The 24,018-nt window shown below is 63.2% G+C and carries 17 protein-coding genes; 4 read left to right on the top strand and 13 right to left on the bottom strand.

Annotated elements, in window-relative coordinates; translation table 11 throughout:
- Positions 1–4: 4 nt before the first annotated feature.
- From glgX to QQK95_RS27580, 9 genes are all read right to left on the bottom strand, one after another.
- The gene (glgX, locus tag QQK95_RS27540) at positions 5–2,020 is read right to left on the bottom strand and encodes a glycogen debranching protein GlgX (RefSeq protein ID WP_284277565.1); all 2,016 of its coding nucleotides are present in this window, start codon (positions 2,018–2,020) and stop codon (positions 5–7) included.
- A 157-nt stretch (positions 2,021–2,177) separates the two neighbouring features.
- Positions 2,178–3,806, bottom strand: a complete 1,629-nt coding sequence (locus tag QQK95_RS27545) for an alpha-D-glucose phosphate-specific phosphoglucomutase (RefSeq protein WP_284277566.1) — start codon at positions 3,804–3,806, stop codon at positions 2,178–2,180.
- 3 nt (positions 3,807–3,809) lie between these two features.
- A complete protein-coding gene (gene glgA / locus QQK95_RS27550; RefSeq protein WP_284277567.1) occupies positions 3,810–5,255 on the bottom strand; it encodes a glycogen synthase GlgA in 1,446 nt (481 codons plus the stop codon).
- Between the two features lie 83 nt (positions 5,256–5,338).
- Entirely contained in the window at positions 5,339–6,604 is a 1,266-nt protein-coding gene (gene glgC / locus QQK95_RS27555) for a glucose-1-phosphate adenylyltransferase (protein WP_284277568.1), read from the bottom strand.
- Positions 6,605–6,638: 34 nt separating this feature from the next.
- The gene (gene glgB, locus QQK95_RS27560) at positions 6,639–8,858 is read right to left on the bottom strand and encodes a 1,4-alpha-glucan branching protein GlgB (protein ID WP_284277569.1); all 2,220 of its coding nucleotides are present in this window, start codon (positions 8,856–8,858) and stop codon (positions 6,639–6,641) included.
- Positions 8,859–8,963: 105 nt separating this feature from the next.
- On the bottom strand, positions 8,964–11,432 hold the full coding sequence (locus QQK95_RS27565) for a glycogen/starch/alpha-glucan phosphorylase (protein ID WP_284277570.1): 2,469 nt from the start codon (positions 11,430–11,432) through the stop codon (positions 8,964–8,966).
- 131 nt (positions 11,433–11,563) lie between these two features.
- Positions 11,564–12,367, bottom strand: coding sequence for an ATP-binding cassette domain-containing protein (locus tag QQK95_RS27570; RefSeq protein ID WP_245318013.1), 804 nt, complete (start codon positions 12,365–12,367; stop codon positions 11,564–11,566).
- Positions 12,343–13,404 carry an ABC transporter permease gene (locus QQK95_RS27575; RefSeq protein ID WP_019857056.1) on the bottom strand — a complete coding sequence of 354 codons (1,062 nt, stop codon included), beginning with the start codon at positions 13,402–13,404 and terminating at the stop codon, positions 12,343–12,345. Before QQK95_RS27575 ends, QQK95_RS27570 begins: the two co-directional genes overlap by 25 nt.
- 160 nt (positions 13,405–13,564) lie before the next feature.
- The gene (locus QQK95_RS27580) at positions 13,565–14,542 is read right to left on the bottom strand and encodes a sugar ABC transporter substrate-binding protein (RefSeq protein ID WP_409371715.1); all 978 of its coding nucleotides are present in this window, start codon (positions 14,540–14,542) and stop codon (positions 13,565–13,567) included.
- Between the two features lie 268 nt (positions 14,543–14,810).
- On the opposite strand from QQK95_RS27580, the gene QQK95_RS27585 reads away from it, so the two are divergent.
- The 4 genes from QQK95_RS27585 (at position 14,811) to QQK95_RS27600 (ending at position 18,809) form a co-directional block, all read left to right on the top strand.
- A complete protein-coding gene (locus QQK95_RS27585; RefSeq protein ID WP_284277571.1) occupies positions 14,811–16,037 on the top strand; it encodes an ROK family transcriptional regulator in 1,227 nt (408 codons plus the stop codon).
- On the top strand, positions 16,038–16,484 hold the full coding sequence (locus QQK95_RS27590) for an RbsD/FucU family protein (protein WP_284277572.1): 447 nt from the start codon (positions 16,038–16,040) through the stop codon (positions 16,482–16,484).
- A complete protein-coding gene (locus QQK95_RS27595) occupies positions 16,481–17,404 on the top strand; it encodes a carbohydrate kinase family protein (protein WP_284277573.1) in 924 nt (307 codons plus the stop codon). The genes QQK95_RS27590 and QQK95_RS27595 overlap by 4 nt, the downstream gene beginning before the upstream one ends.
- Positions 17,405–17,666: 262 nt before the next feature.
- A complete protein-coding gene (locus tag QQK95_RS27600; protein ID WP_284277574.1) occupies positions 17,667–18,809 on the top strand; it encodes a DegT/DnrJ/EryC1/StrS family aminotransferase in 1,143 nt (380 codons plus the stop codon).
- Between the two features lie 206 nt (positions 18,810–19,015).
- Here QQK95_RS27600 and QQK95_RS27605 read toward each other — a convergent pair whose 3' ends face one another.
- The 4 genes from QQK95_RS27605 to cysD form a co-directional block, all read right to left on the bottom strand.
- Complete coding sequence (locus QQK95_RS27605; RefSeq protein ID WP_284277575.1) at positions 19,016–19,684, bottom strand: hypothetical protein; 669 nt, start codon at positions 19,682–19,684, stop codon at positions 19,016–19,018.
- A 344-nt stretch (positions 19,685–20,028) separates the two neighbouring features.
- Positions 20,029–20,820 (bottom strand): 3'(2'),5'-bisphosphate nucleotidase CysQ, encoded by a 792-nt coding sequence (gene cysQ, locus QQK95_RS27610; protein ID WP_284277635.1) that lies wholly within the window; start codon positions 20,818–20,820, stop codon positions 20,029–20,031.
- Between the two features lie 10 nt (positions 20,821–20,830).
- Entirely contained in the window at positions 20,831–22,768 is a 1,938-nt protein-coding gene (cysN, locus tag QQK95_RS27615; RefSeq protein ID WP_284277576.1) for a sulfate adenylyltransferase subunit CysN, read from the bottom strand.
- Positions 22,769–22,770: 2 nt separating this feature from the next.
- The gene (gene cysD, locus QQK95_RS27620; RefSeq protein WP_284277577.1) at positions 22,771–23,676 is read right to left on the bottom strand and encodes a sulfate adenylyltransferase subunit CysD; all 906 of its coding nucleotides are present in this window, start codon (positions 23,674–23,676) and stop codon (positions 22,771–22,773) included.
- Positions 23,677–24,018 lie beyond the last annotated feature (342 nt).

The raw sequence follows: 24,018 nt of genomic DNA on the forward strand, positions 1-24,018 counted from the left end.
CGAACTATTTTTTCGCATCGGATTGCCCGAAAACCGGCTGCCACTTTTCGGTTCGATGCTCTGCCATGAAATGGACGCTGCGGCCCGGCAGCGGCCGCGCAAGGTCGACTGCCAGCGTCTCGACCGCCGGCTGCCATCGGAAGCCTTCCCGCGCAGGCAAGCTGAAGACGCATTGGCGACGATCGCCGTTGATCATGACGGCAAGCCGGCCGCCGTCCGCATCGCCAAGCAGCATGACGAGGCGATGCCGCGCGGGGTCGTTCCAGTCCGTCGCGGCAAGCGGCATGCCGGTCTCGGTCAGCCAGGCGACGTCGGGGATGCCTGTCGCATCGGCCGGTTGTCCAGTCAGGAAATCTGTGTCCGACAAAGCGGGGACGGTTCGGCGAAGCATGCCGAGCGCCGATGCATAGCGTTCCAGCACCTGGTCGCGGCCGGCCCAGTCGAGCCAGGTGATGGCATTGTCCTGCGCATAGGCGTTGTTGTTGCCCTTCTGGGAGCGGCCGAACTCGTCGCCCGCTGTCAGCATGATGGTGCCGCGCGAGGCAAACAGCGTGGCGAGCAGCGCGCACTGGTCGTCGAAGCGCGCCTTCGTGATCGCCGCACTGTCCGTCTCGCCCTCGGCGCCATTGTTCCAGGACAGATTGTCGTTGTGGCCGTCGCGGTTCTGCTCGCCATTGTCCGCGTTGTGCTTGCGCTCATAGGCAACGATGTCGGCCAAAGTCATGCCGTCATGGGCGGCGATGAAATTGACCGTGCGGCTGGCCGGCTGGCCGGCCTTGCCAAAAATATCGGACGAGCCGGCAAGCCGCGTCGCCAGCGCTCCGACCGCGCCGGCATCGCCACGCCAGAAGCGCCTGGCATCGTCGCGATAGCGATCGTTCCATTCGAGGAAGCGCGGAGGGAAGTTGCCGAGCTGATAGCCGTCAGGGCCTATATCCCAGGGCTCGGCGACCAACACGCGATCGGCAAGCACGGGATCGCCCGCGATCGCCTCGACCAAGGGCGCCGCAGGATCGAACGCGCCGTCGACGCGGCCCAGCACCGGTGCCAGATCGAAGCGGAAGCCGTCGACGCCGGCATGGCGGACAAAGTGGCGAAGCGTGTCGAGCACCATGTCCCGCACCGCCGGATGATCGCAGGCGACGGTGTTGCCGGTGCCGGTGTCATTGACCAGCCTGCCGTCCGGCTGGTGCCGGTAGTAGCCCTGGTTGTCGAGCCCACGCAGCGACAGCGTCGGCCCCAGCCGGTCGCTTTCGCCCGTGTGGTTGAAGACGAGGTCGAGGATGGTGCCGATGCCGGCATTGCGCAGCGCCGCCACGGTGTCGCGCAATTCCTCGAGGCCGCCGGGCGCGAGACGCGGGTCGAGCGCCATGAAGGTGACGGGATTGTAGCCCCAGGCATTGCTCAGGCCGAGCGGCGGTAGGTGCCGCTCGTCGATCGACGCCGTCACCGGCATCAATTCGACGGCGGACACGCCGAGCCTTTGCAGATGCTCGATGATGACAGGATGGGCAAGCGCCGCGATCGTGCCGCGCCGCGCTTGCGGAATGTCCGGATGCAGCCTGGTGAAGGCGCGCACCGGCACCTCGTAGATCAGGCCGGCCGGACGAAACAGCGGCGGCAGCAAAGGCGCAGCTTTGGGCAAGGCTTTCGCCACGGTCTTGGGCATCAGCGGCGCGGTGTCGGCGCCCTCGTTGCGCCGCGCGGCGAGCCGCCAGTGATAGGCATAGGGCCGATCGATTTCGACGGCGTAGGGATCGGTGAGCAGCTTGTCCGGGTCGAACCACAACCCGCGTTCGGGCGCATAATCGCCATCGGCGCGAAAGCCATACCGCGTGCCCGCGGCAAGGCCGGGAACGAAGAGCGCATGCACCCCCGCGCCTTCCGGCTGCAACTCCCGCCGGTCGAGTTCGCGGTTTCCGTGCTCGTCGAAGATCGAGACCCAGAGGCGACGAGCCGACGAGGACCATGCGGCAAAGCGGATGCCTTGGGGGGTGATGGTGGCGCCGAGCGGGGTCATGCGAGCCGGCCCCACCCTCCCCCTTGTGGGGAGGGTCGCGAACGAAGTGAGCGGGGTGGGAGGCGGCGCAGGGAAAGCGCTTTGCGAGCACCCCCACCCCGATCCGCTGCGCGGATCGACCCTCCCCACAAGGGGGAGGGTGAAGCAGCCACCACCCTCAAGTAATCACGCTCGGCTTGTTGCGGCCGGTGTGGCTTTTGATCCCGGCGATGTCGTCGGCGGCCGCGATAAGGTCGGCAAGGGCTGCCTGCGTGTCGAGATCATGCCTGGCCTTATCCGGCTCGTAGCGCTCGATGTAGACGCGCAGCGTCGCGCCGGACGTGCCGGTGCCTGAAAGCCGGAAGACGACGCGGGAGCCGCCTTCGAACAGGATCCTGATACCCTGGTGCTCGCTGGTCGAGCCGTCGACCGGGTCGTGATAGGCGAAATCGTCGGCCTTGGCGATCTTCAGGCCGCGCACGCTGGTGCCCGGAAGCGAGCCGAGCTTGACCCTGAGTTCGTCGACCAATGCGTTGGCACGGTCGCTCTCGACCTCCTCATAGTCGTGACGCGAATAGTAGTTGCGCCCGTAGGCCGCCCAGTGCTCGGTGACGACCTGCTTGCAGCTTTCGCCGCGCGCGGCGAGGATGTTGAGCCACAACAGCACGGCCCACAGGCCGTCCTTTTCGCGGACATGGTTGGAGCCGGTGCCGGCGCTCTCCTCGCCGCAGATCGTCGCCATGCCGGCATCGAGCAGATTGCCGAAGAACTTCCAGCCGGTCGGCGTCTCGTAGATGCCGATGCCGAGTTTTTCGGCGACGCGGTCGGCGGCGCCACTGGTCGGCATCGAGCGGGCGATGCCCTTCAGCCCGTCCTTGTAGCCGGGCGCCAGGCGGGCATTGGCGGCAAGCATCGCCACCGAATCCGACGGGGTGACGAAAATGCCCTTGCCGATGATCAGATTGCGGTCGCCGTCACCGTCGGAAGCGGCGCCAAAATCCGGCGCGTCCGGTCCCATCATCTCGTCATAGAGATGCTTGGCGTGCACCAGGTTCGGATCCGGATGATGGCCGCCGAAATCCGGCAGCGGCTTGAAATTGCGGCAGGTGCCGCTGGGTGCGCCAAGCCGGTTCTCGAGGATTTCCTTGGCATAGGGACCGGTCACCGCATGCATGGCGTCGAAGCGCATGCGGAAGCCCGATTTGAACAGTCTGCGCAGCGCGTCGAAATCGAACAGGCTTTCCATCAGCTCGGCATAATCGGCGACCGGATCGATGATCTCGACCGTCATGCCTGCAGCATTGACCGAACCGATCGTGTCGATGTCGATCGGATCGATGTCCGATGTCTTGAAGCTCGAAATCACCTTGGTCTTGGCGAAGATCGCGTCGGTCAGCTTTTCCGGCGCCGGGCCGCCATTGCCGGCATTGTACTTGATGCCGAAATCCTCATGCGGGCCGCCGGGATTGTGGCTGGCCGATAGGATGATGCCACCGAAGGTCTTGTATTTGCGGATGACGTGCGATGCGGCCGGCGTCGACAATATGCCGCCCTGCCCGACCATGACCTTGCCGAAGCCGTTGGCGGCCGCCATGGCGATCGCCTTCTGGATGACCTCGCGGTTGTAGAAGCGGCCGTCGCCGCCGATCACCAGCGTCTTGCCCTTGAAGCCGTCAAGCGCGTCGAAGATCGACTGGATGAAGTTCTCGGCATAGTGCTCCTGCTGGAACACGGGCACCTTCTTGCGCAGGCCCGACGTGCCGGGCTTCTGGTCGGAATAGGGCTTGGTGGGGACGGTCCGTATCATGCTTCAGGCAACCCTTTTCGAAAGCAGCAGGCGATAGAGTTCAAGATATTTTTCCGCGCTCTTGTCCCATGACACATCGGCCTTCATGCCTTGGCGCTGGATGGTCTCGAAGGCGGCGGCATCGGCGTAGGCATCGACCAGGCGGCGTATGGCGTGCAGCATCGCGCCACCATTGTTGGGAGCGAACTGGAACCCTGTCGCCACGCCGGCCGCCATCGCCGCTTCATTGGCGTCGATGATGGTGTCGGCGAGGCCGCCGGTGCGGGCCACCACCGGCACGCAGCCATAGCGCAGGCCGTAAAGCTGCGTCAGTCCGCAGGGTTCGAAGCGCGACGGGATGATGATGGCGTCGCAGCCGCCCTGCATCGTGTGCGACAACCCTTCGTCATAGCCGATGACCACGCCGATGCGGCCTCGGTGGCGTGCGGCGGCGGCTAGCAGCGCGCCTTCGAGGCCCGCGTCACCAGAGCCCAATATGGCCAGCCGCGCGCCGGTCGCGACGATGCCGTCGATCACCGTCGCCAATATGTCCATGCCCTTCTGCCAGGTCAGCCGGCTGATGACGCAGACGATCGGGCTGTCGTCGCGGTCGAGGCCGAAGCGCTCCTCGACGGCCGCCCTGTTCGGCGCCCGGGCCTTGAGCGTGGCGGCCGTATAGTTCGACACCAGATGCTTGTCCGTCTCCGGATCCCAGATGGCGGTGTCGATGCCGTTGACGATGCCGTAGAGATCGCTGGAGCGCATGTTGATCAGGCCGTCGAGGCCCATGCCGAATTCCGGCGAGCGGATCTCCTGCGCATAGGTGGGGCTGACCGTGGTGATCGCCCAGGCGGCCTGCAGGCCGGCCTTGAGGAAGCCGACGCCACCATAATATTCGACGCCGTCAAGCGCCATTGCCACCGCCGGCAGGCCGAGTTCGCCGAAAATGCCGGCGCCGAACTGGCCCTGGAAGGCGAGGTTGTGGACGGTCATCATCGACGGCGTGCCGACCGCCTTGCCGTAGCGCATATAGGCCAGCGTCATCGCCGACTGCCAGTCATGGGCATGGACGATGTCGGGCAAGTAGCCAGAGATGGCGCCGCCGGCGATATCGGCGCCGGCCTGGCTCAGTGCCGCGAAACGCCGCCAATTGTCCGGCCAGTCCGCACCGGAAGCATTGCCGTAGGGACCACCCGGACGGTCAAAGAGATGCGGCGCGTCGAGCACGAACAGGTCGAGCCCGGCGATCTGGACAGCATGAATCGAAGCCTTGCCGCCCTGCAGCAGCGGGTATTGGTAAACAGCCTTCTTTTTCTTGAAGCCTTCCATCACCACGGGAAAGCCTGGGATGAGCGTGCGCATGGTCACGCCCTTGGCCGCGAGCGCGACCGGCAGCGCACCGGTCACGTCGGCAAGCCCGCCGGTCTTGATCAGCGGGAAGATCTCGGGCGTGACCGACAGAACCTGCATGCGTCTATCCCGATCCTGTCCAATTCTCTGTTTCCAGGCAATTCCCGGGCGAAAACCCGTTTCGCACTTTTCGCGGAATTGCTCTAGAGCCCGAGTTTGTTGATCATGTCCTGTGTGATCAGGCAGATGCCCTTCTCCGAAACGCGGAAGCGCTTGGCGTCGAGCGCGGGATCCTCGCCGACCACCAGCCCCTCCGGTATCCTTACACCGTGGTCGATGACGACGCGCTTCAACTTTGCGTTCCGGCCGACATGGACGTCGGGCAGCATGACGACTTCTTCCAGCGTCGAATAGGAATTGATGCGCGCGCCGGTGAAGATCAGGCTTTTCTTCAGCGAAGCGCCCGAGACGATGCAATCGCCCGAGACCAGGGAGGAGACGGCCGAGCCGCGGCGGCCATCCTCGTCATGGACGAATTTTGCCGGCGGCTTCAACTCGGCGTAGGTCCAGATCGGCCAGTCACGGTCGTAGAGGTCGAGCTCCGGCGTGATATCGGTCAGGTCGATATTGGCTTCCCAATAGGCGTCAACCGTTCCGACATCGCGCCAATAGGCTTCGTTCTCGGCGGTCGAGCGGACGCAGGACTTGGTGAAACGGTGGGCAATCGCCTTACCGTGCTGGACGATATAGGGGATGATGTCCTTGCCGAAATCGCGGCTTGAGCCCGGCTCGGCGGCGTCGCGGCGCAACTGCTCCATCAGGAACTTGGTCCTGAAGACATAGATGCCCATCGAGGCCAAGGCGAAGTCCGGATTGCCCGGGATGCCGGGCGGATCGGCGGGCTTTTCGACGAAGGCGATGATGTTGTCCTTGGCATCGACATGCATGACGCCGAAGCCGGTGGCTTCCATGCGCGGCACTTCGAGACAGCCGACGGTGACGTCGGCACTGGCGTCGACGTGCTGACGCAGCATCATCTCGTAGTCCATCTTGTAGATGTGGTCGCCGGCCAGGATGACCATGTATTCGGGGCCATAGGCCTCGATGATGTCGATGTTCTGGTAGACGGCGTCGGCCGTGCCTTCATACCATTGCGTTTCCGAGACGCGCTGGCTGGCCGGCAGGATGTCGAAGCTTTCGTTTCGTTCCGGCCGCAGGAAGTTCCAGCCGCGCTGCAGGTGGCGGATCAGCGAATGCGCCTTGTACTGCGTGGCGACGCCGAGGCGGCGAATGCCGGAGTTGAGCGCATTGGAGAGCGCGAAGTCGATGATGCGCGTCTTGCCGCCGAAATAGACCGCCGGCTTGGCGCGGCGGTCGGTCAGTTCCTTGAGGCGGCTGCCACGGCCGCCGGCCAGTACATAGGCCATGGCATCGCGCGCCAGCGGCTGGGTCCGTTTCAAGTCTGCCATTTCTACCCTCCCAATTTACTCAAGTCTCGCCCTGTTAGTCGGCCTCGGCAACGAGTTCGAGCATGATCGTCGACAGCGGCGGCAGAAGCATCGTTGCCGAGATGCTCTTGCCTTCGGCCGTTGCCTCGACCATGCCGCCATTGCCCATGCCGGAGCCGCCATATTCGGATGCGTCGGTGTTGATGATCTCGCGCCACTTGCCGGCCTTCGGCAGCGGTACGCGATAATTGTCGCGCGGCACCGGCGTGAAATTGGAGATGACGGCCACCGGGCTGCCGCCCGGCGCGTTGCGCACCCAGGCGAAAACCGAATTCTGGCTGTCGTCGACGATCAGCCAGGAAAACCCTTCCGGCTCGCAGTCGCGGCCGTGCAGCGCCGGGCGCGAGCGGTAGAGATAGTTGAGATCGCGCACGGTCTGCCAGACGCCGCGATGCGGGCGGAAATCGAGCAGGTTCCAGTCGAGCGCACGCGCCTCGCTCCATTCGCGGCGCTGGGCGAATTCCTGTCCCATGAACAAGAGCTTCTTGCCGGGATACCCCCACATGAAGCCGTAATAGGCGCGCAAGGTCGCGAATTTCTGCCAGTCGTCGCCGGCCATCTTGCCCAGCAGCGTGCCCTTGCCGTGCACGACCTCGTCATGCGAGAGCGGCAGCACGAAATTCTCCGAAAAGGCGTAGGTCAGGCCGAAAGTCAGGTCGTTGTGGTGGTGCTTGCGGAAAATCGGCTCCTTGGAGAAATACTCCAGCGTGTCGTGCATGAAGCCCATGTTCCACTTGAACCCGAAGCCCAGCCCGCCCTCATGCACCGGCGCCGAAACCTTCGGCCATGAGGTCGATTCCTCGGCGATGGTCATGACGCCAGGATGGTGGCCGTAGACCTCCTTGTTCATCTTCTGCAGGAAAGAGACCGCTTCGAGGTTCTCGCGGCCGCCCTTCTCGTTGGGGATCCACTCGCCGGCCTTGCGCGAATAGTCGAGGTAGAGCATCGAGGCGACCGCATCGACGCGCAAACCGTCGACATGATATTTCTCGGCCCAGAACAGCGCATTGTTGACCAGGAATGACACCACCTCGCGGCGGCCGAAATTGTAGATCGCGGTGTTCCAGTCGGGATGAAAACCCTTGCGCGGATCGGCATGTTCGTAGAGCGCGGTGCCGTCGAAATGGGCCAGGCCATGCGCGTCGACCGGAAAATGCGCCGGTACCCAGTCGAGGATGACGCCGACGCCGGCGCGGTGCGCGCCATCGACGAAACGGGCAAAGCCATCCGGGTCGCCGAAACGGGCCGACGGCGCATAGAGGCCGGTCGTCTGATAACCCCAGGACGGGTCATAGGGATGCTCGGAGATCGGCATGAATTCGATGTGGGTGAAGCCGGTCTCGACCACATAGGGGATCAGCCGGTCGGCCATTTCGTCCCATGACAGGAACGTGCCGTCGTCGTGAAGCTGCCAAGACCCGGCGTGGACTTCGTAGATCGAGACGGCTTCGCGCCGGGGATCGGCGTTGCGCCAGTAGTTGCGATGCGCCTCGTCGCCCCACTCGTGCGCCGGCGGCACGGCGACAACCGAAGCCGTGGCCGGGCGCAGTTCGGATCTGAACGCGAACGGATCGGCCTTAAGCGGCAGTCTGACGCCATCGGGTCCAATGATCTCGTATTTGTAGGGTCGCCCGGCACCGATGTCGGGGATGAACACCTCCCATATGCCGGTGTCGCGGCGATCGCGCATCGTGTGGCGGCGGCCATCCCAATCGTTGAAGTCGCCGACCACCGAGACGCGTTTTGCGTTGGGAGCCCAGACGGCGAAATGCACGCCTGTGGCGCCTTCGTGCTCGATGACATGCGCGCCAAGCTTGTCGAACAGCCTGAGATGCGAACCTTCGGCGATATAGTAGTCGTCCATCGGCCCGAGCACCGGACCGAACGAATAAGGATCGGTCAGCCACCAGTCCCCGCCGGCGTTGCGCGCGTGATAGCGCAGCGGCTGCCGCTTCCTGATCGACAGCCTGCCTTCGAAGAAGCCGGCATCGTCCCGCCTGGACAACGCACCGGCCTCGATGCCCGTCAGCGTATAGGCGGTGACGGTCTCGGCATGCGGAACGAAGCAACGGGCAAACAGGCCTTTGCCGACCTCATGGACACCGAGGACCGCGAACGGATCTCCGTGCGTGCCTGCGACAATCGCCGCAACATCGCTGGCTGGCGCCAGTTCGTCCGGCCCGCTTGTCGCAGCGGTCACGCGCGGTTTCCTCATCAGGCAGTGTCCCTCCCAGGGCACCAGTGTCTATTTCTGGCGATGTGCGTTGGCATTCAACCCACGTCACCGGGACCACATTGTTCGTGGCCTCATGCAATCACATCAGGCAGGCACGTTCCAGATTTCTTTCGCATATTGGCGGATGGTGCGGTCGGACGAGAACCAGCCGACGCGCGCGACATTGCGGATTGCCCTGGCATACCAGTCCGGGCTGTTGCGCCAGACAGCGTCGACATCACGCTGGGCGGCGGCGTAGGTGTCGAAATCGGCGGCGACCATGAACCAGTCGCTGGTGTAGAGGCCGTTGATGAGGTCGCGGTAACGGTCCGGGTCATCAGGCGAAAAGACGCCCGAGGAAACGGCCGCGACCGCCTGCGCCAGTTCTGAAGAGCCCTCGATCACGGCGCGCGGGTTGTAGCCATTGTTGCGCCGTTCGGCGACCTCGGCCGTGGTCAGGCCGAAGATGAAGATGTTGTCGTCGCCGACGCATTCCTTGATCTCGACATTGGCGCCGTCGAGCGTGCCGATGGTCAGCGCGCCGTTGAGCGCGAACTTCATGTTGCCGGTGCCCGACGCTTCCATGCCCGCGGTCGAAATCTGCTCCGACAGGTCTGCGGCCGGCATCATGACTTCGGCCAGGCTGACATTGTAGTTCGGCACGAACACCACTTTCAGCAAGCCGCGCACCGCCGGATCACGGTTGATCACCCTGGCGACGTCGTTGGCGAGCTTGATGATCAGCTTGGCGTTGTGGTAGCTGGGCGCCGCCTTGCCGCCGAAGAATTTCACGCGCGGCATCCAGTCGCGCTCGGGATGCGAGCGGATCTGGTCGTAGAGCGCGATCGCCTCGAGGATGTTCAGGAGCTGGCGCTTGTATTCGTGGATGCGCTTGACCTGGATGTCGAACAGCGCCGACGGATCGACCTTGATGCCGAGCCGGTCGGCGACGAGATTGGCCAGCCTCGCCTTGTTCTGGCGCTTGACGCCGGCGAACTTCTCCCGGAACGCGCTGTCGTCGGCAAAGCCGTCGAGCCCTTTGATGGCGTCGATGTCGTCGAGAAAACGATCACCGATCGCCTCGCGGGCGAGCGAGGTCAGGCCGGGGTTGCACTGGATCAGCCAGCGCCGCGGCGTGATGCCGTTTGTCTTGTTGTTGATGCGATCGGGATAGAGCTTGTGCAGGTCGGCGAACACCGTTTCCTTCATCAGCTCGGTATGCAGCGCCGACACACCATTGATCGAGTGCGAGCCGACAAAGGCCAGATTGCCCATGCGCACGCGGCGGTCACCATTTTCCTGGATCAGCGAGATGCGGCTGATCTGATCATCCGAAAACTGGTCGGTGGCGCGTGCCTCCAGAAGCACCTGCGCGTTGATCGCGTAGACGATCTGCATATGGCGCGGCAAAAGCCGCTCGAACAGCGGCACCGGCCAGCTTTCCAGCGCCTCGGGAAGAAGCGTGTGGTTGGTGTAACCGAAGGTGCGCTTGGTGATGTCCCAGGCGAGATCGAAGTCCATGCCGTGGACATCCATCAACAGCCGCATCAGCTCCGGCACGGCGATCGCCGGGTGGGTGTCGTTCAAGTGGATCGCCGCCTTGTCGGGCAGCGACTTCAGGTCGCCATATTGGCTGAGATGGCGCTGCACGATGTCCTGCAGCGAGGCGGTCGAGAAGAAATACTCCTGCCGCAGCCTGAGCTCCTGCCCGGCCATGTGGGAATCGGCGGGGTAAAGCACGCGCGACAGCGCGTCCGCCTTGTTGCTTTCGGCGAGCGCGCCGATGTGATCGCCGGCATTGAACTTGTCGAGCAGGATCGGATCGACCGGCATGCCCGACCACAGCCGCAGCGTGTTGACGCGATTTGCCCGCCAGCCGACGACGGGCGTGTCGTAGGCGACGGCCAGGACATGTTCGGTCGGCTTCCAGACGTGTCGCTCGAGCCGGCCGTCCTTCGACGTGATGGACTCGACCGAACCGCCAAAGCCGACCTCGAAGGAGCGTTCGCGCCGTTCGAACTCCCAGGGGTTGCCGTGATCGAGCCAGGTCTCGGGCAGTTCGACCTGCCAGCCGTCGTGGATCTCCTGGCGGAACATGCCGTTGGCGTAGCGGATGCCGTAGCCATGGGCGGGAATGTCGACGGTCGCCATGCTTTCCATGAAGCAGGCGGCGAGCCGGCCAAGGCCGCCATTGCCGAGCGCGGCGTCTGGTTCCAGCGCCGCGATGAGATCGAGGTCGACGCCGAGCGACGACAGCGCCTCGCGCATATTGGCCATCAGGCCAAGATTGGAGAAGGCGTCGCGCATCAGGCGACCGATGAGGAACTCCAGCGACAGATAATAGACGCGCTTTTCCTGCTGGTCGTAGGCCTCCTTGGTTGCCTGCATCCAGCGATCGACGATGCGGTCGCGCACGACCTTGATCGAGGCCGTCAGCCAGTCGTACTGGGTCGCAACGGTGGTGTCCTTGCCGACCCGGTATTTGAGGGCCACCAAGACTTCCCTTGCGAGCGTCTTCGGATCAGGATTTTCGAGCAGTGGAGGAAGGGTTTCGGATGTCATTGCGCGCGTCATGCTGCCTCTCGTGCGGTTGCAATGATCATACCGGCTTTCACCATTCATCCCAGCCCATGTTACCGCATCGCAACATATATTCAATCGATTTAGCTGAGCGCCCGCCAGCTTACCCTGCGGCAATTTGACAATCAGGCGGCGAGCGCGGCCTCCGGAGGCGCCTTGGCGCCGGTCATGAAGGCGACGGCGTCGGACATCGTATATTGCTTGGGATCGATGACGGCGAGGCGGCGGCCGAGGCGATGGATGTGGACGCGATCGGCCACCTCGAAGACATGCGGCATGTTGTGCGAGATCAGCACGATCGGCAGGCCGCGTTTCTTCACGTCGAGGATCAGTTCGAGCACACGGCGGCTCTCCTTGACGCCAAGGGCTGCCGTCGGCTCATCCATGATGACCACGCGGCTGCCGAAGGCAGCGGCGCGCGCCACGGCGACACCCTGGCGCTGGCCGCCCGAGAGCGTTTCCACCGCCTGGCCGATATTCTGGATGGTCATCAGGCCGAGTTCGGTGAGTTTGTCGCGGGCGCGCTTTTCCATCGCCGGTCGGTCGAGCATGCGCAGCCATTGCCCGAGGAAGCCGGGTTTGCGGATCTCGCGGCCGAGGAACATGTTGTCGGCGATCGACAGCGCCGGCGACAGCGCAAGGTTCTGGTAGACAGTCTCGATACCGGCTTCGCGGGCTTCCATCGGCGACTTGAAGGCAACGGTCTTGCCTTCAAGCCGGATTTCGCCTTCGTCGGGTACGACAGCGCCTGAAATCGCCTTGATGAGCGACGACTTGCCGGCGCCGTTGTCGCCGATCACGGCGAGGATTTCGCCGGGATAAAGGTCGAAGTCGGCATTGTCGAGAGCGGTGACGCGGCCATAGCGCTTGACCAGGCCACGCGCGGTGAGAATGGGGTCCTGGGTCATGCCGAAACCTTTCTGATCCATTGGTCGACCGCCACGGCGCCGATGATCAGCACACCGGTGAGCAGCACTTTCCATTGCGGGTCGGCGCCCAGCATGTTGAGGCCCATGGAGACGACGCCGACGATCATCGCGCCGAACAGCGTGCCCAGGATCGAGCCGCGCCCGCCGAAGAGGGAAATACCGCCGATCACCGTCGCGGTGATCGCTTGCAGATTGTAGTCGGTGACGGCCGCCGACGGCGAAATCGAACCATTGCGGCCGATGGAGACCCAGGCGGCGAAAGCGGCGATGAGCCCGGCAAGGGTGTAGACCGTCACCAGCACCTTCTTGGTCTGGATGCCCGACAGCTTGGCGGCCTCCTGGTCGTCGCCGACGGCGTAGACATGGCGGCCCCAGGCGGTGTGGTTGAGCACGTACCAGAGCAGCAGCACCAGCGCGACCATGGCGATGACGCCGAGCGTCAGCACCGCGGTTCCGACCTTGAAGCTCAGGGCGAACAGATGCAGCAGCGGCGCCTGGGTGTCGACGTCGGTGTCACGGATCGTTTCATTGGCCGAATAGATGAAGTTCGTGGCCATGACGATGTTCCACGTGCCCAGCGTCACGATGAAAGGCGGCAGCTTCATGTAGGCGACGAGCAACCCGTTGAGCAGCCCGCAGGCAGCACCGGCGGCAAGCCCGAGCGCCACGGCCACCACGCTCGGCAAGCCGTAGCTGACGGCGCAATTGCCCATGATCACGGCTGAGATCACCATGATGACGCCAATCGACAGGTCGATGCCGGCGGTCAGGATGACCAGCGTCTGCGCGGCGCCCAGAATGCCGACGATGGCGATCTGCTGCAGGATCAGCGTCAGCGTGTAGGACGAGAAGAAGCGCCCGCCAATGGTGATACCGAAGATGATGATTGACAGGACCAGCACGATCAGCGGCACGGCGGCCGGTGTCGAATGCAGGAAATGCTGGACGCGCCTGACTGCCGACTTGTGTTCGTCGAACGCGGCGACGCTGGTGTCGCTGCCCGAGAGAACTTTCTCGAATTCTTGAGCTTGAGCCATGTTTCCTCCCCGTGAGGGGTCAGCCTAGCGCCGACGCCCGTCCACGCCTTTCCGGTCTGTCGCCGGGATTGTTCGCGGTCACGCGACCCATCGTCCACCCGAAGCGGCCGGGGATCAAGCCCCGACCGCTCGAGTTCTGTAATTGCCCGTCAGGCCGGCATCAGCCCCAGCACTTGGCGAGGCCTTCCTTGGTGTCGATGGACTTCACGCCCTTGGCCGGCTTGTCGGTCACCAGGTTGACGCCGGTGTCGAAGAAATTCTTGCCTTCGGTGGGCTTCGGCTTGGTTCCATCCTTGGCGAAGGCGGCGATCGCCTGGATGCCGAGCGCTGCCATCTGCAGCGGGTATTGCTGCGACGTCGCGCCGATAACACCTTCCGTCACCGACTTCACGCCGGGGCAGCCGCCGTCGACGGAGACGATCAGCACCTGCTTTTCAAGGCCGACGGCCTTGAGCGCCTGGTAGGCGCCGACGGCTGCGGGCTCGTTGATGGTGTGGATGACGTTGATGGTGTTGTCCTTCTGCAGAAGGTTCTCCATCGCCTTGCGGCCGCCCTCCTCATTGCCGTTGGTGACGTCGTGGCCGACGATGCGCGGATCGGTTTCGTCGCCGATCTTGTTGGGATCCTTCACGTCGATGCCGTAGCCCATCATGAAGCCCTGGTCGCGCAGCACGTCCACGGTCGGCTGCGACGGCGTCAGGTCGAGGAAGCCGATCTTGGCGTCCTTGGCCTTGTCGCCGAGCGTCGCGGCGGCCCAGGCGCCGATCAGCTTGCCGGCCTCGAGGTTGTCGGTGGCGAAGGTCGCGTCGGCCGCGTCGATCGGGTCGAGCGGGGTGTCGAGCGCGATCACCAGCAGGCCGGCGTCACGCGCCTTCTTCACGGTCGGCACGATGCCCTTGGTGTCGGATGCGGTGATCAGGATACCCTTGGCGCCGTCAGCGATGCAGCTTTCGATCGCCGCCACCTGGCTCTCGCTGTCGCCGTCGATCTTGCCGGCATAGGTCTTGAGGTCGACGCCGAGTTCCTTGGCCTTTGCGGTCGCGCCTTCCTTCATCTTGACGAAGAAGGGGTTCGTGTCGGTCTTGGTGATCAGGCAAGCGCCGACGCCGGCCGCGGAGGCGGACGACGCAAACGCCATCAGACCCAGGGCCGCCGCGGCAAACACGGTCGATTTCAACAATTTTGTATTGGTCACGATCTTCCTCCCAGTGGAACCATTCCGGATGCCGGCCACCGGCATCTACGGCGCATCCTACGAAATTCTCCCAGTGTGGACGCCGCCTCAACAGACACCAGACCGCAGTCGCTGTCAATAATTAAATCACTCTTATTTATTATTGACAGCCTTGCGTCGTTCACCCATTCTGGCCCAAAAGCATTGAGGGGAAACGACGGGAGGAACTAGGGTGGAGACCGCCACTGCGAGGCACGGTTCGCCCGAAGCGAATGACAGCCTGATTCACCGCGGCACCAACCAGAGCGGCATGCGCGATCACAACGAGCGGCTGGTGCTCTCGCTGGTGCGCCAGCACGGCAGCCTGGCGAAATCCGACATCGCCCGCATGACCGGACTTTCGGCGCAGACGGTTTCGGTCATCATGCGCGAACTGGAGGAAGAAGGCCTGCTGGTGCGCCAGGCGCCGCTGCGCGGCAAGATCGGCCAGCCTTCCATACCCATGGCGCTCAATCCGGAGGGCGCCTTCTTCATCGGCCTCAAGATCGGCCGCCGCAGCGCGGAACTGGTGCTGATCGATTTTCTTGGGCACGTGCGCGCGATGCTGCAGCACTCCTATCGCTATCCGGCCCCGCGCGAGACGGTTGAATTCGTCACCGCAGGCATGAAGAAGATGCGCGACGAACTGACACCGCAGCAGGACAAGCGCATCGCCGGGCTCGGCATCGCCATGCCGTTCGAACTGTGGAACTGGGCCGACACCGCCGGTGCGCCGCGCGATGTCATGGACGAATGGCGCCACCGCGACATCAGGGCCGATATCCAGGCGCAGTGCGATTTTCCGGTCTATCTGCAGAACGACGCCACTTCGGCATGCGGCGCGGAGCTCGTCTTCGGCCAGGCGGGCGGCGCGCGTGACTTCGTCTATTTCTATATCGGCGCCTTCGCCGGCGGCGGCATCGTGCTCAACGGCCGGCTGTTCGGCGGGCCGACCGGCAATGCGGGCGCGCTCGGCTCCATGCCGGTGCCCGGACCGGACGGCAAGCCGACCCAGCTGATCGACGTGGCGTCGATCGCCATGCTGGAAAAAGCGCTCAATGCCCGCGGCGTCGAGGCCTCGCACCTGTGGACGTCGCCCGAGGACTGGGGCGATATCGGTCCCGAACTCGACGACTGGATCGCCAGCGCTTCACAGGCGCTCGCCTATGCCATCGTCGCGGCGTCCTCGGTCATCGATTTCGAGGCGGCGGTGGTCGACGGCTGGATGCCGCAGGCCGTGCGCCGCCGGCTGGTCGATGCCATCATCGCGGCGATTGCGACAATCGACGGAGAAGGTCTGAAACTTCCCGCCGTTCGCGAGGGGACCGTCGGCATTCATGCCCGGGCGCTCGGCGGCGCCAGCCTGCCGCTTTCCGAGCGCTTCCTGATCGGCTCGACGACGATTTCCAGGAGCGCCTGAATGCTGATCGGAATCCCGGCGCTGCTCAGTCCAGACCTTCTGGCGACGTTGCGCGCCATGGGCCATGGCGATGAGATCGCCCTGGTCGACGGAAACTATCCGGCCGAGGAACAGGCAAAGCGCCTGATCCGGGCCGATGGCCTTCCTCTCATTCCGGTGCTCGATGCGATCTTGAGCGTGCTACCGGTCGACGACGCCGTTCCGGAAGCCCTGTTTCGCGCCTCGGTCAAAGGCAATCCCTCGATTGCCGATCCAGTCCATCACGAGATCGAGGCGATCTGCGCCAAGCGCGCACCGGGCCGCAAGGTGGTTGCACTGGCCGGCGCCGACTTCTATGCACGGGTCAAGTCGGCGCATGCCATCGTCGCGACAAGCGAGCCCAGGCTTTACGCCAACATCATCATCCGCAAGGGCGTGATCTATCCGCCGGAGACCAAGACGCCATGATCCTCTGCTGCGGCGAAGCCCTGATCGACATGCTGCCGCGCGTCACGACGCAGGGTGAGCCGGCCTTTGCCCCCTATGTCGGCGGCGCGGTGTTCAACACGGCGATCGCGCTTGGCCGATTGGGCGCGCCGGCCGGCTTCTTTTCGGGCCTGTCGTCTGATCTTTTCGGCGGCCAGTTCAGGGACGCGCTGGGCGCGAGCAAGGTCAGCTCCACCTATGCCCACACCTCGCCCAGGCCGACCACGCTCGCCTTCGTGCGGCTTACCAATGGTCAGGCGACCTACACGTTCTACGATGAGAACACCGCAGGGCGCATGCTGACGATCGACGATCTGCCGTCGCTCGGCAACGAGATCGAGGCCATGTTGTTCGGCGCCATCAGCCTGATCTCTGAGCCCGCCGGCGGCGCCTATGAAGAGTTCATGCGGCGCGAGCACGCAAGCCGCGTCATGATGCTCGACCCCAACATCAGGCCGAACTTCATCCCGGACAAGGCCAAGCACCTCAGGCGCATCCGCGAGATGATGGCGATGGCCGACATCGTGAAACTGTCGGACGAAGACCTCCATTGGTTCGGCGAAGCCGGCTCGCATGAGGATGTCATCCGCAACTGGCTCGACCGTGGCCCCAAGCTGATCGTCGTGACCCATGGCAGCGAAGGTGCCGTCGGCTACACCAAGGACCACACCGTCACCGTGATGCCGGAAAAGGTCGAGGTGGTCGACACGGTCGGCGCGGGCGATACGTTCAACGCCGGCATCCTCGCCTCGCTGCATGAACAGGGCCTGCTGACGAAGGCGGCCATCGGCGGCCTTCCGCAAGACGCCATTCGCAAGGCATTGGCGCTTGGCGCCAAGGCAGCGGCGGTGACGGTGTCACGCGCCGGCGCCAATCCGCCGTGGCGGCATGAAATCACCTGAGCAGCGCTCAACTTAAGTTGAGCCAGCCGATCACTTTATGTTTCGCGGGGCCGCCCAGCGGGACTATAAAGGCGCAATCGCGCCCGACGAAGCCCGGATTTCCGGCATCTTGCTGATATACGCCGGAAATCGGAGGTAACAGACTGCGACACCCGGGCATTTGGCGGTTCTGGCTGTCCGGCTTTCTCGGCAGGCACAACTCTGGTACCAGCGGGCCGTTCTCTGGCTAAACCGCCTGGTTAAAATCGTTTTTGAGGCTGACATGCAGTTCATCGATCTTGGCGCACAGCGCGAACGCATCCGCGACCGGCTGAAGGCCGCGATCGACCATGTCGTCGAGGACGGCCGCTACATTCTGGGCCCGCAGGTCGCGGAGTTCGAGAAGAAGCTTGCTGCCTATGTCGGCACCAAGCATGTGGTGGCCTGCGCCAACGGTACCGACGCGCTGCTGCTGCCGCTGTTTGCCGCCGGCATCGGCCCGGGTGATGCCGTGTTCGTGCCGAGCTTCACTTTCGCGGCCACCGCGGAAGTGGTGGCGCTGGCCAAGGCGGAACCTGTCTTTGTCGACGTCGATCCGGTGACCTACAACATCGACATCGCCAGCCTCGAGGCGGCCATCGCCATGATTAAGAAGGAAGGCCGGCTTAAGCCGAAGGCGATCATCCCGGTCGACTTGTTCGGCCTCGCCGCCGATTACGATGCGATCATGGCGATCGCCAATCGCGAAGGGCTGTTGGTGATCGAGGACGCCGCCCAGTCGATGGGTGGGTCGCTTGACGGCAAGATGTGCGGCGCGTTCGGCCATGTCGGCTCGACCAGCTTCTATCCCGCCAAGCCGCTCGGCTGCTACGGCGACGGCGGCGCGATGTTCACCAACGACGACGAGATGGCCGACAAGCTCAGATCCTTTGCCTTCCACGGCAAGGGCGAGACACAATATGACAATATCCGCGTCGGCATCAATTCGCGGCTCGACACGCTGCAGGCGGCGATCCTCATCGAAAAGCTCGCCATTCTCGAAGACGAGATGGTGGCGCGCCAGGTGGTCGCAAACCGTTATGCCGAGGGACTTGGCGACATCGTCACCGCGGCCCGCAACCTCGACGGCAGCCGTTCGGCCTGGGCGCAGTACGCCATCGAGACACCCAAGCGCGACGGCCTGAAGGCGCATCTGAGCGAAAAGGGCATTCCGTCCGTCATCTACTACGTCAAGCCGCTGCATACGCAGGTCGCCTATAGCGACTACCCGCGCACGCCGACTGGTCTTGCCGTCTCGGAGGACCTGCCGAAGCGGATCCTGTGCCTGCCAATGCACCCCTATCTCAGCGAAGCCGACCAAGACCGGATCATCGAGACGATCCGCAACTATATCGGCTCGAACTCGGCGCAGGCCGCCGCCGAGTAGTAGGCAGCCGCTCTATTTTCCTCGTAGCCGCTTGGGGCAGGCCAATATCTTCTCCGGCTGGCAGCCGAATGATGGTGGCCGCCGGAAATCAATTCCTCGGGTGTGACAATGAACGATGCCGTTACCCCCCGTGGCTACGTGTCGCTCGTTGTGGTCGCTGTGTTTGGCATGCTGGTTTTGGCCGTATGAACCGGCGCCTTCGCCGTTCATCCGCCCGAGCTCATAATCTTCACGCCCCAAAAGGCGCTCACAAGACTGACGGTCAACAAAGTCATCGTATTGACCAAGCTCACTATGATCTTGCCGTACACCTCCTCTTTGGTAGTGGACGTGGTGTTGTGATGCATCAGGAGAACGGCAACCGTCAGGACGAATAGAAAGGCAATCATACCAATCATGCCAATCGCCACCCATGAAAGCCCGGAATGCTTTTGGGTGACCGGAACCACTCTTTTATGAGTCTTTTTGGCTGCGTCGGCCTGGGAAACAAGGTTAAACGAAAGTTGCGTTTCTTCAGGCACCTCTACTTCAAAGTTCAATGCCTCTTGCAGCTTTCGGATCTCCGCATAGGCACCGCGCAGATCTTCGATGCCCTTGAGCGGCGGCGCAGGTGGGGTCAGAGGTGCCGGCGCTGGTGAAGGCGGTGTGACAGTCTGTTCGGCCGATCTGTTTTTGACGATCTCAGCTTCGGCCTTTTGCAGCGTCTTGTCTGGTGGGGGCTCTTCGTCAACCTTGAGGTCATTTGCGGCAAAGACAGCTTCAAGTTTCTGCTGAACGCTGTCCGCCAGATTACCTGCCCTTCCTACGGCCTCGTCAAAATCGTCAATTGCCCTGTAGGACATTGCAACCTGGCTTTGCAGGTCTGCAGTCTGCATGTCATACGCATACCCCAGAACGAGACCAGCGACGATTGCTATTGGTATGATCGGCACTAAGCCGCTTAGAATGGTTCCCACCAATCTCTGTTTGGACCAAGGACCAGGGCTGGGATATACTTGAGAGCCTAAATCGGCCATCTTTTCGCCTCCCGCTGTTCCAGAAGCATTTGTACGGGAGGGCAGAATACTGTCAATTCGACTTGACCTCGAAACGGGCCCCTTCGGTGTCAGAATCTTTGCGCTTGGCGGCGAGACGGGCTCATTTCATTCCGTGCAATGGCAATCTCCAAACCAGCGACGAAGCGCTGATGCCGAAGGGGCAGGAACGTGCTGAGGCCAATTTAGACCGGGCTCGCCCCTGCCCTGCCGCTGGCGATGAAATGCGGGTTGGCGAAATCCTCGTCATCGGCCTGATCGCGTTTGCCGTAGGCCAAGGGCTTGCCGTCCAGCGTTCGTGTCGTACCGCCAGCCGCGCGCAGCACCGCGTCGCCCGCCGCGGTATCCCATTCCATGGTGCGGCCGAAGCGCGGATAGACATCCGCCTCGGCGCTGGCGAGAAGACAGAATTTCAGGGAAGACCCAACGGAAACGATCTCGGCTGCGCCGAGGTCGCGAATATAGGCGTCGGTTTCCGGCGTATTGTGGGAGCGGCTGGCAACCACGGCCAGCGGTGATGCGGCCGTTCTCACCGAAATCGGCCGGCGGCCGACGATCTGATAGTCGTCATTGATTTCCAGGGCTTCCGCGCTGCCCGGCCGCCCCGAAAAGAAGCGGCCGGTGCAAGGTGCGAAGACGACGCCGACTTCCGGCACGCCATGGCGGACAAGCGCGATGTTGACAGTGAAGTCGGTGCGGCGGTTGACGAATTCCTTGGTGCCGTCGAGCGGGTCGATGAGGAAGAAGGTGTCGCCGAGATCGGCCGGCATGATTCCGGCCGCCGCTTCCTCTTCGGCCACGCAGGGAATGTCGGGAAATGCGGCACGCAAGCCGGCAAGAATGATCTTCTCGCTCTCGCGGTCCGCCTCGGTCACCGGCGAGGCGTCTGATTTCCGGTCGACAGCGCAGCCGGCGTGGAAGACGCGCATTACCTCGCGTCCAGCCGCCAGGGCCAGCTGCTCGAAGACGTCGAGCATCGACCTGTCGTCAGATACCGCCGCCATTGTCATATTGGTCTTCGGCAATGTCGCGCTCGTTCAACCAGTGTTCCAGGGCATCTACCATCTCTTCCGCCGATTTGCCGAGCGTCTTGAGATGGATCTCCGGTTTTTCCGGCGCTTCGTAAGGCGAATCGACACCGGTGAAGTTCTTGATCTCGCCATTCAGCGCGCGCGCATAAAGGCCTTTCGGATCGCGCCTGGCGCATTCCTCGAAGGGCGTGTCGACAAACACCTCGATGAACTCGCCATCGGCCATCAACTCGCGCGCCATGCGCCGTTCGGCGCTGAACGGCGAAATGAACGAGACAATGACGATCAACCCCGCATCGGCCATCAGCTTGGCCACTTCAGCGACCCGGCGGATGTTCTCGACGCGGTCGGCATCGGTGAAGCCGAGATCGCGGTTGAGACCGTGACGGACATTGTCGCCGTCAAGAATATAGGTATGACGGCCGGTGGCGAACAGCTTCTTCTCGAACAGGTTGGCGATGGTCGACTTGCCGGAGCCGGAAAGCCCGGTGAACCAGAACACTGCAGGCCGCTGGTTCTTCATGTCGGCGCGCACGCGCTTGCCGACATCGAGCGATTGCCAGTGGATGTTCTCGGCACGACGCAGCGAGTGCACGATCATGCCCGCGCCGACGGTGGCGTTCGAGATGCGGTCGATCAGGATGAAGGCGCCGGTGGTGCGGTTTTCGGCGAAGGGATCGAAGGCGATCGGCGCCCGCGTCGAGATGTTGCAGATGCCGACCTCATTCATTTCGAGCGACTTGGCCGCCTCATGGGCGAAGTCGTTGACGTTGATGCGGTATTTCAGGTCGGTGACGGTGGCGCTGGTCTGGTCGGTTTCGGTGCGCAGGATGTAGGAACGGCCCGGCAGCAACGCATGCTCGTCAAACCAGACGATGTTGGCGGCGAACTGATCGGCGACCTGCGGCCTGGCGGCCGGCGAAACCAGCATATTGCCTCTGGAGACCTCGACTTCGTCGTCGAGGACGAGCGTTATGGCCTGGCCGGCCACCGCCTGTTTGAGATCGCCGCCATGAGCGACAATGCGTTTGACATGCGAGGACTTGCCGGATTTGGCGACGACGACCTCGTCGCCTTGCGCGATGGCGCCCGACGCGATCGTGCCGGCAAAGCCGCGGAAGTCGAGGTTGGGGCGGTTGACGTACTGCACCGGAAAACGGAACGGCTGCTCGACGGCAGCCTCTTCGACCGAAACGGTCTCGAGGTGCTCGATCAGCGTCGGACCGGAATACCATTGCATGTTGTCGGAGCGGCCGCTGACATTGTCGCCGTATCGGGCCGACATCGGGATCGGCACGATGGTCTGGAAGCCTAGATCGCGCGAGAATTGTGCGTAGTCCTCGACGATCCGGTCGAAGACCGCCCGGTCGAAATCGACGAGATCGATCTTGTTGACGGCGAGCACGATGTGACGGATGCCGAGCAGCGAGGCGATGATCGAATGGCGCCTCGTCTGGCGCAGCACCCCTTGCCTTGCATCGATCAGCACGATCGCCAGGTCGGCGGTCGAGGCGCCTGTCGCCATGTTGCGGGTGTATTGTTCGTGGCCGGGCGTGTCGGCGACGATGAACTTGCGCTTCGGCGTGGCGAAGAAGCGGTAGGCGACGTCGATGGTGATGCCTTGCTCGCGCTCGGCCTCGAGACCGTCGACCAGCAGCGCGAAATCGATGTCGTCGCCGGTGGTGCCGTGCTTGCGCGAATCGCGTTCGAGCGCGGCAAGCTGATCCTCGAAGATCTGCTTGGTGTCGGACAAGAGGCGCCCGATCAGCGTCGACTTGCCGTCGTCGACCGAACCGCACGTCAGGAAGCGCAGCAGCGACTTCTTCTCCTGCGCGGCCAGGTAGTCGCGGACACTGTCGGTGGGGGCGAGGCTTTTTGCCATGATGTGACGCATGGTCAGAAATACCCCTCGCGCTTCTTCTTTTCCATCGAGCCGGCTTCGTCACGGTCGATCAGGCGGCCCTGCCGCTCGGATGTGCGCGCTGTCAGCATCTCGCCGACGATAGCTTCGAGCGTGTCGGCATCAGATTCGATGGCGCCGGTGAGCGGATAGCAGCCCAAAGTGCGGAACCGCACCAGGCGGTTCTCCACTGTCTCGCCGGGGCGCAGTTTCATACGGTCGTCGTCCTTGAGGATCAGCATCCCGTCCCGCTCCACCACCGGCCGTTCCTTGGCGAAATAGAGCGGCACGATCGGGATGTTCTCCTGCAGGATGTACTGCCAGATATCGAGCTCGGTCCAGTTCGACAGCGGGAAGACGCGGATCGATTCACCCGATGCGATGCGGGTGTTGAAGATCTTCCACATTTCGGGGCGCTGGTTCTTTGGATCCCAGACATGCTGGGCGTTGCGGAACGAGAATATGCGCTCCTTGGCGCGCGACTTCTCCTCGTCGCGGCGAGCGCCGCCAAAGGCGGCATCGAAACCGTATTTGTCGAGCGCCTGGCGCAGCGCCACGGTCTTCATGACATGGGTGTGGGTGTTCGAGCCGTGGTCGAACGGATTGATGTTGTCGCGCACGCCGTCTTCATTGACATGCACCAAAAGGTCGAAGCCGAGTTTTTGCGCCATCTGATCGCGAAAAGCGATCATCTCGCGGAACTTCCAGGTCGTGTCGACATGCAGGAACGGAAAAGGCGGCTTGGCGGGATAGAACGCCTTCATCGCCAGATGCATCAGCACGGATGAATCCTTGCCGACCGAATAGAGCATGACCGGCTTGGCAAAGGCGGCCGCAACCTCGCGGAAAATGTGGATGGACTCGGCTTCAAGCCGCTGCAGATGCGTAAGCGCTGTTATCATAGACTGTGAGCGTTCTCTCGTGCCTTGCGACAGAAGACCTTGCGTCAAATCATCGAGCTTTGCGCCCGGTTCAAGCTTCGCTTCTGGACAAAGTGTTTCGTGCGGGCGTTCTAGCAGATCGGCGCACGGCAAAACAATGCAAGACGAGCCCGGCAGCGGTCAGTTCGGGAATGATTTTTCCATGCTTTCGCCAAAACCCGGAAATTTCTGTTCGCAAGGCCCGCAACCGGGAAAAGCCTGGGAAAAAATTGCTCGGCAGACGATACGACAAACGCTGCTTGAGCCCATTCCCGATCGTCGGGCACCGGCCGCCGATTTTAGGTGACTGCAAGCTCCGCCGCA

This window comes from Mesorhizobium huakuii, from assembly GCF_030160235.1.
In the GTDB taxonomy this organism is placed as follows: domain Bacteria; phylum Pseudomonadota; class Alphaproteobacteria; order Rhizobiales; family Rhizobiaceae; genus Mesorhizobium; species Mesorhizobium huakuii.

Excerpts from the sequence above, each read along its gene's own strand:
- QQK95_RS27580 (WP_409371715.1), bottom strand. The coding sequence starts at position 14,542 with ATGGCGTTTGCGTCGTCCGCCTCCGCGGCCGGCGTCGGCGCTTGCCTG.
- QQK95_RS27575 (WP_019857056.1), bottom strand. The coding sequence starts at position 13,404 with ATGGCTCAAGCTCAAGAATTCGAGAAAGTTCTCTCGGGCAGCGACACC.
- QQK95_RS27590 (WP_284277572.1), top strand. The coding sequence starts at position 16,038 with ATGCTGATCGGAATCCCGGCGCTGCTCAGTCCAGACCTTCTGGCGACG.
- QQK95_RS27545 (WP_284277566.1), bottom strand. The coding sequence starts at position 3,806 with ATGATACGGACCGTCCCCACCAAGCCCTATTCCGACCAGAAGCCCGGC.
- QQK95_RS27570 (WP_245318013.1), bottom strand. The coding sequence starts at position 12,367 with ATGGATCAGAAAGGTTTCGGCATGACCCAGGACCCCATTCTCACCGCG.
- QQK95_RS27595 (WP_284277573.1), top strand. The coding sequence starts at position 16,481 with ATGATCCTCTGCTGCGGCGAAGCCCTGATCGACATGCTGCCGCGCGTC.
- cysQ (WP_284277635.1), bottom strand. The coding sequence starts at position 20,820 with ATGCTCGACGTCTTCGAGCAGCTGGCCCTGGCGGCTGGACGCGAGGTA.
- QQK95_RS27565 (WP_284277570.1), bottom strand. The coding sequence starts at position 11,432 with ATGACGCGCGCAATGACATCCGAAACCCTTCCTCCACTGCTCGAAAAT.
- QQK95_RS27605 (WP_284277575.1), bottom strand. The coding sequence starts at position 19,684 with ATGCAGACTGCAGACCTGCAAAGCCAGGTTGCAATGTCCTACAGGGCA.
- glgC (WP_284277568.1), bottom strand. The coding sequence starts at position 6,604 with ATGGCAGACTTGAAACGGACCCAGCCGCTGGCGCGCGATGCCATGGCC.
- glgB (WP_284277569.1), bottom strand. The coding sequence starts at position 8,858 with ATGAGGAAACCGCGCGTGACCGCTGCGACAAGCGGGCCGGACGAACTG.
- glgX (WP_284277565.1), bottom strand. The coding sequence starts at position 2,020 with ATGACCCCGCTCGGCGCCACCATCACCCCCCAAGGCATCCGCTTTGCC.
- QQK95_RS27600 (WP_284277574.1), top strand. The coding sequence starts at position 17,667 with ATGCAGTTCATCGATCTTGGCGCACAGCGCGAACGCATCCGCGACCGG.
- cysD (WP_284277577.1), bottom strand. The coding sequence starts at position 23,676 with ATGATAACAGCGCTTACGCATCTGCAGCGGCTTGAAGCCGAGTCCATC.
- cysN (WP_284277576.1), bottom strand. The coding sequence starts at position 22,768 with ATGCGTCACATCATGGCAAAAAGCCTCGCCCCCACCGACAGTGTCCGC.
- glgA (WP_284277567.1), bottom strand. The coding sequence starts at position 5,255 with ATGCAGGTTCTGTCGGTCACGCCCGAGATCTTCCCGCTGATCAAGACC.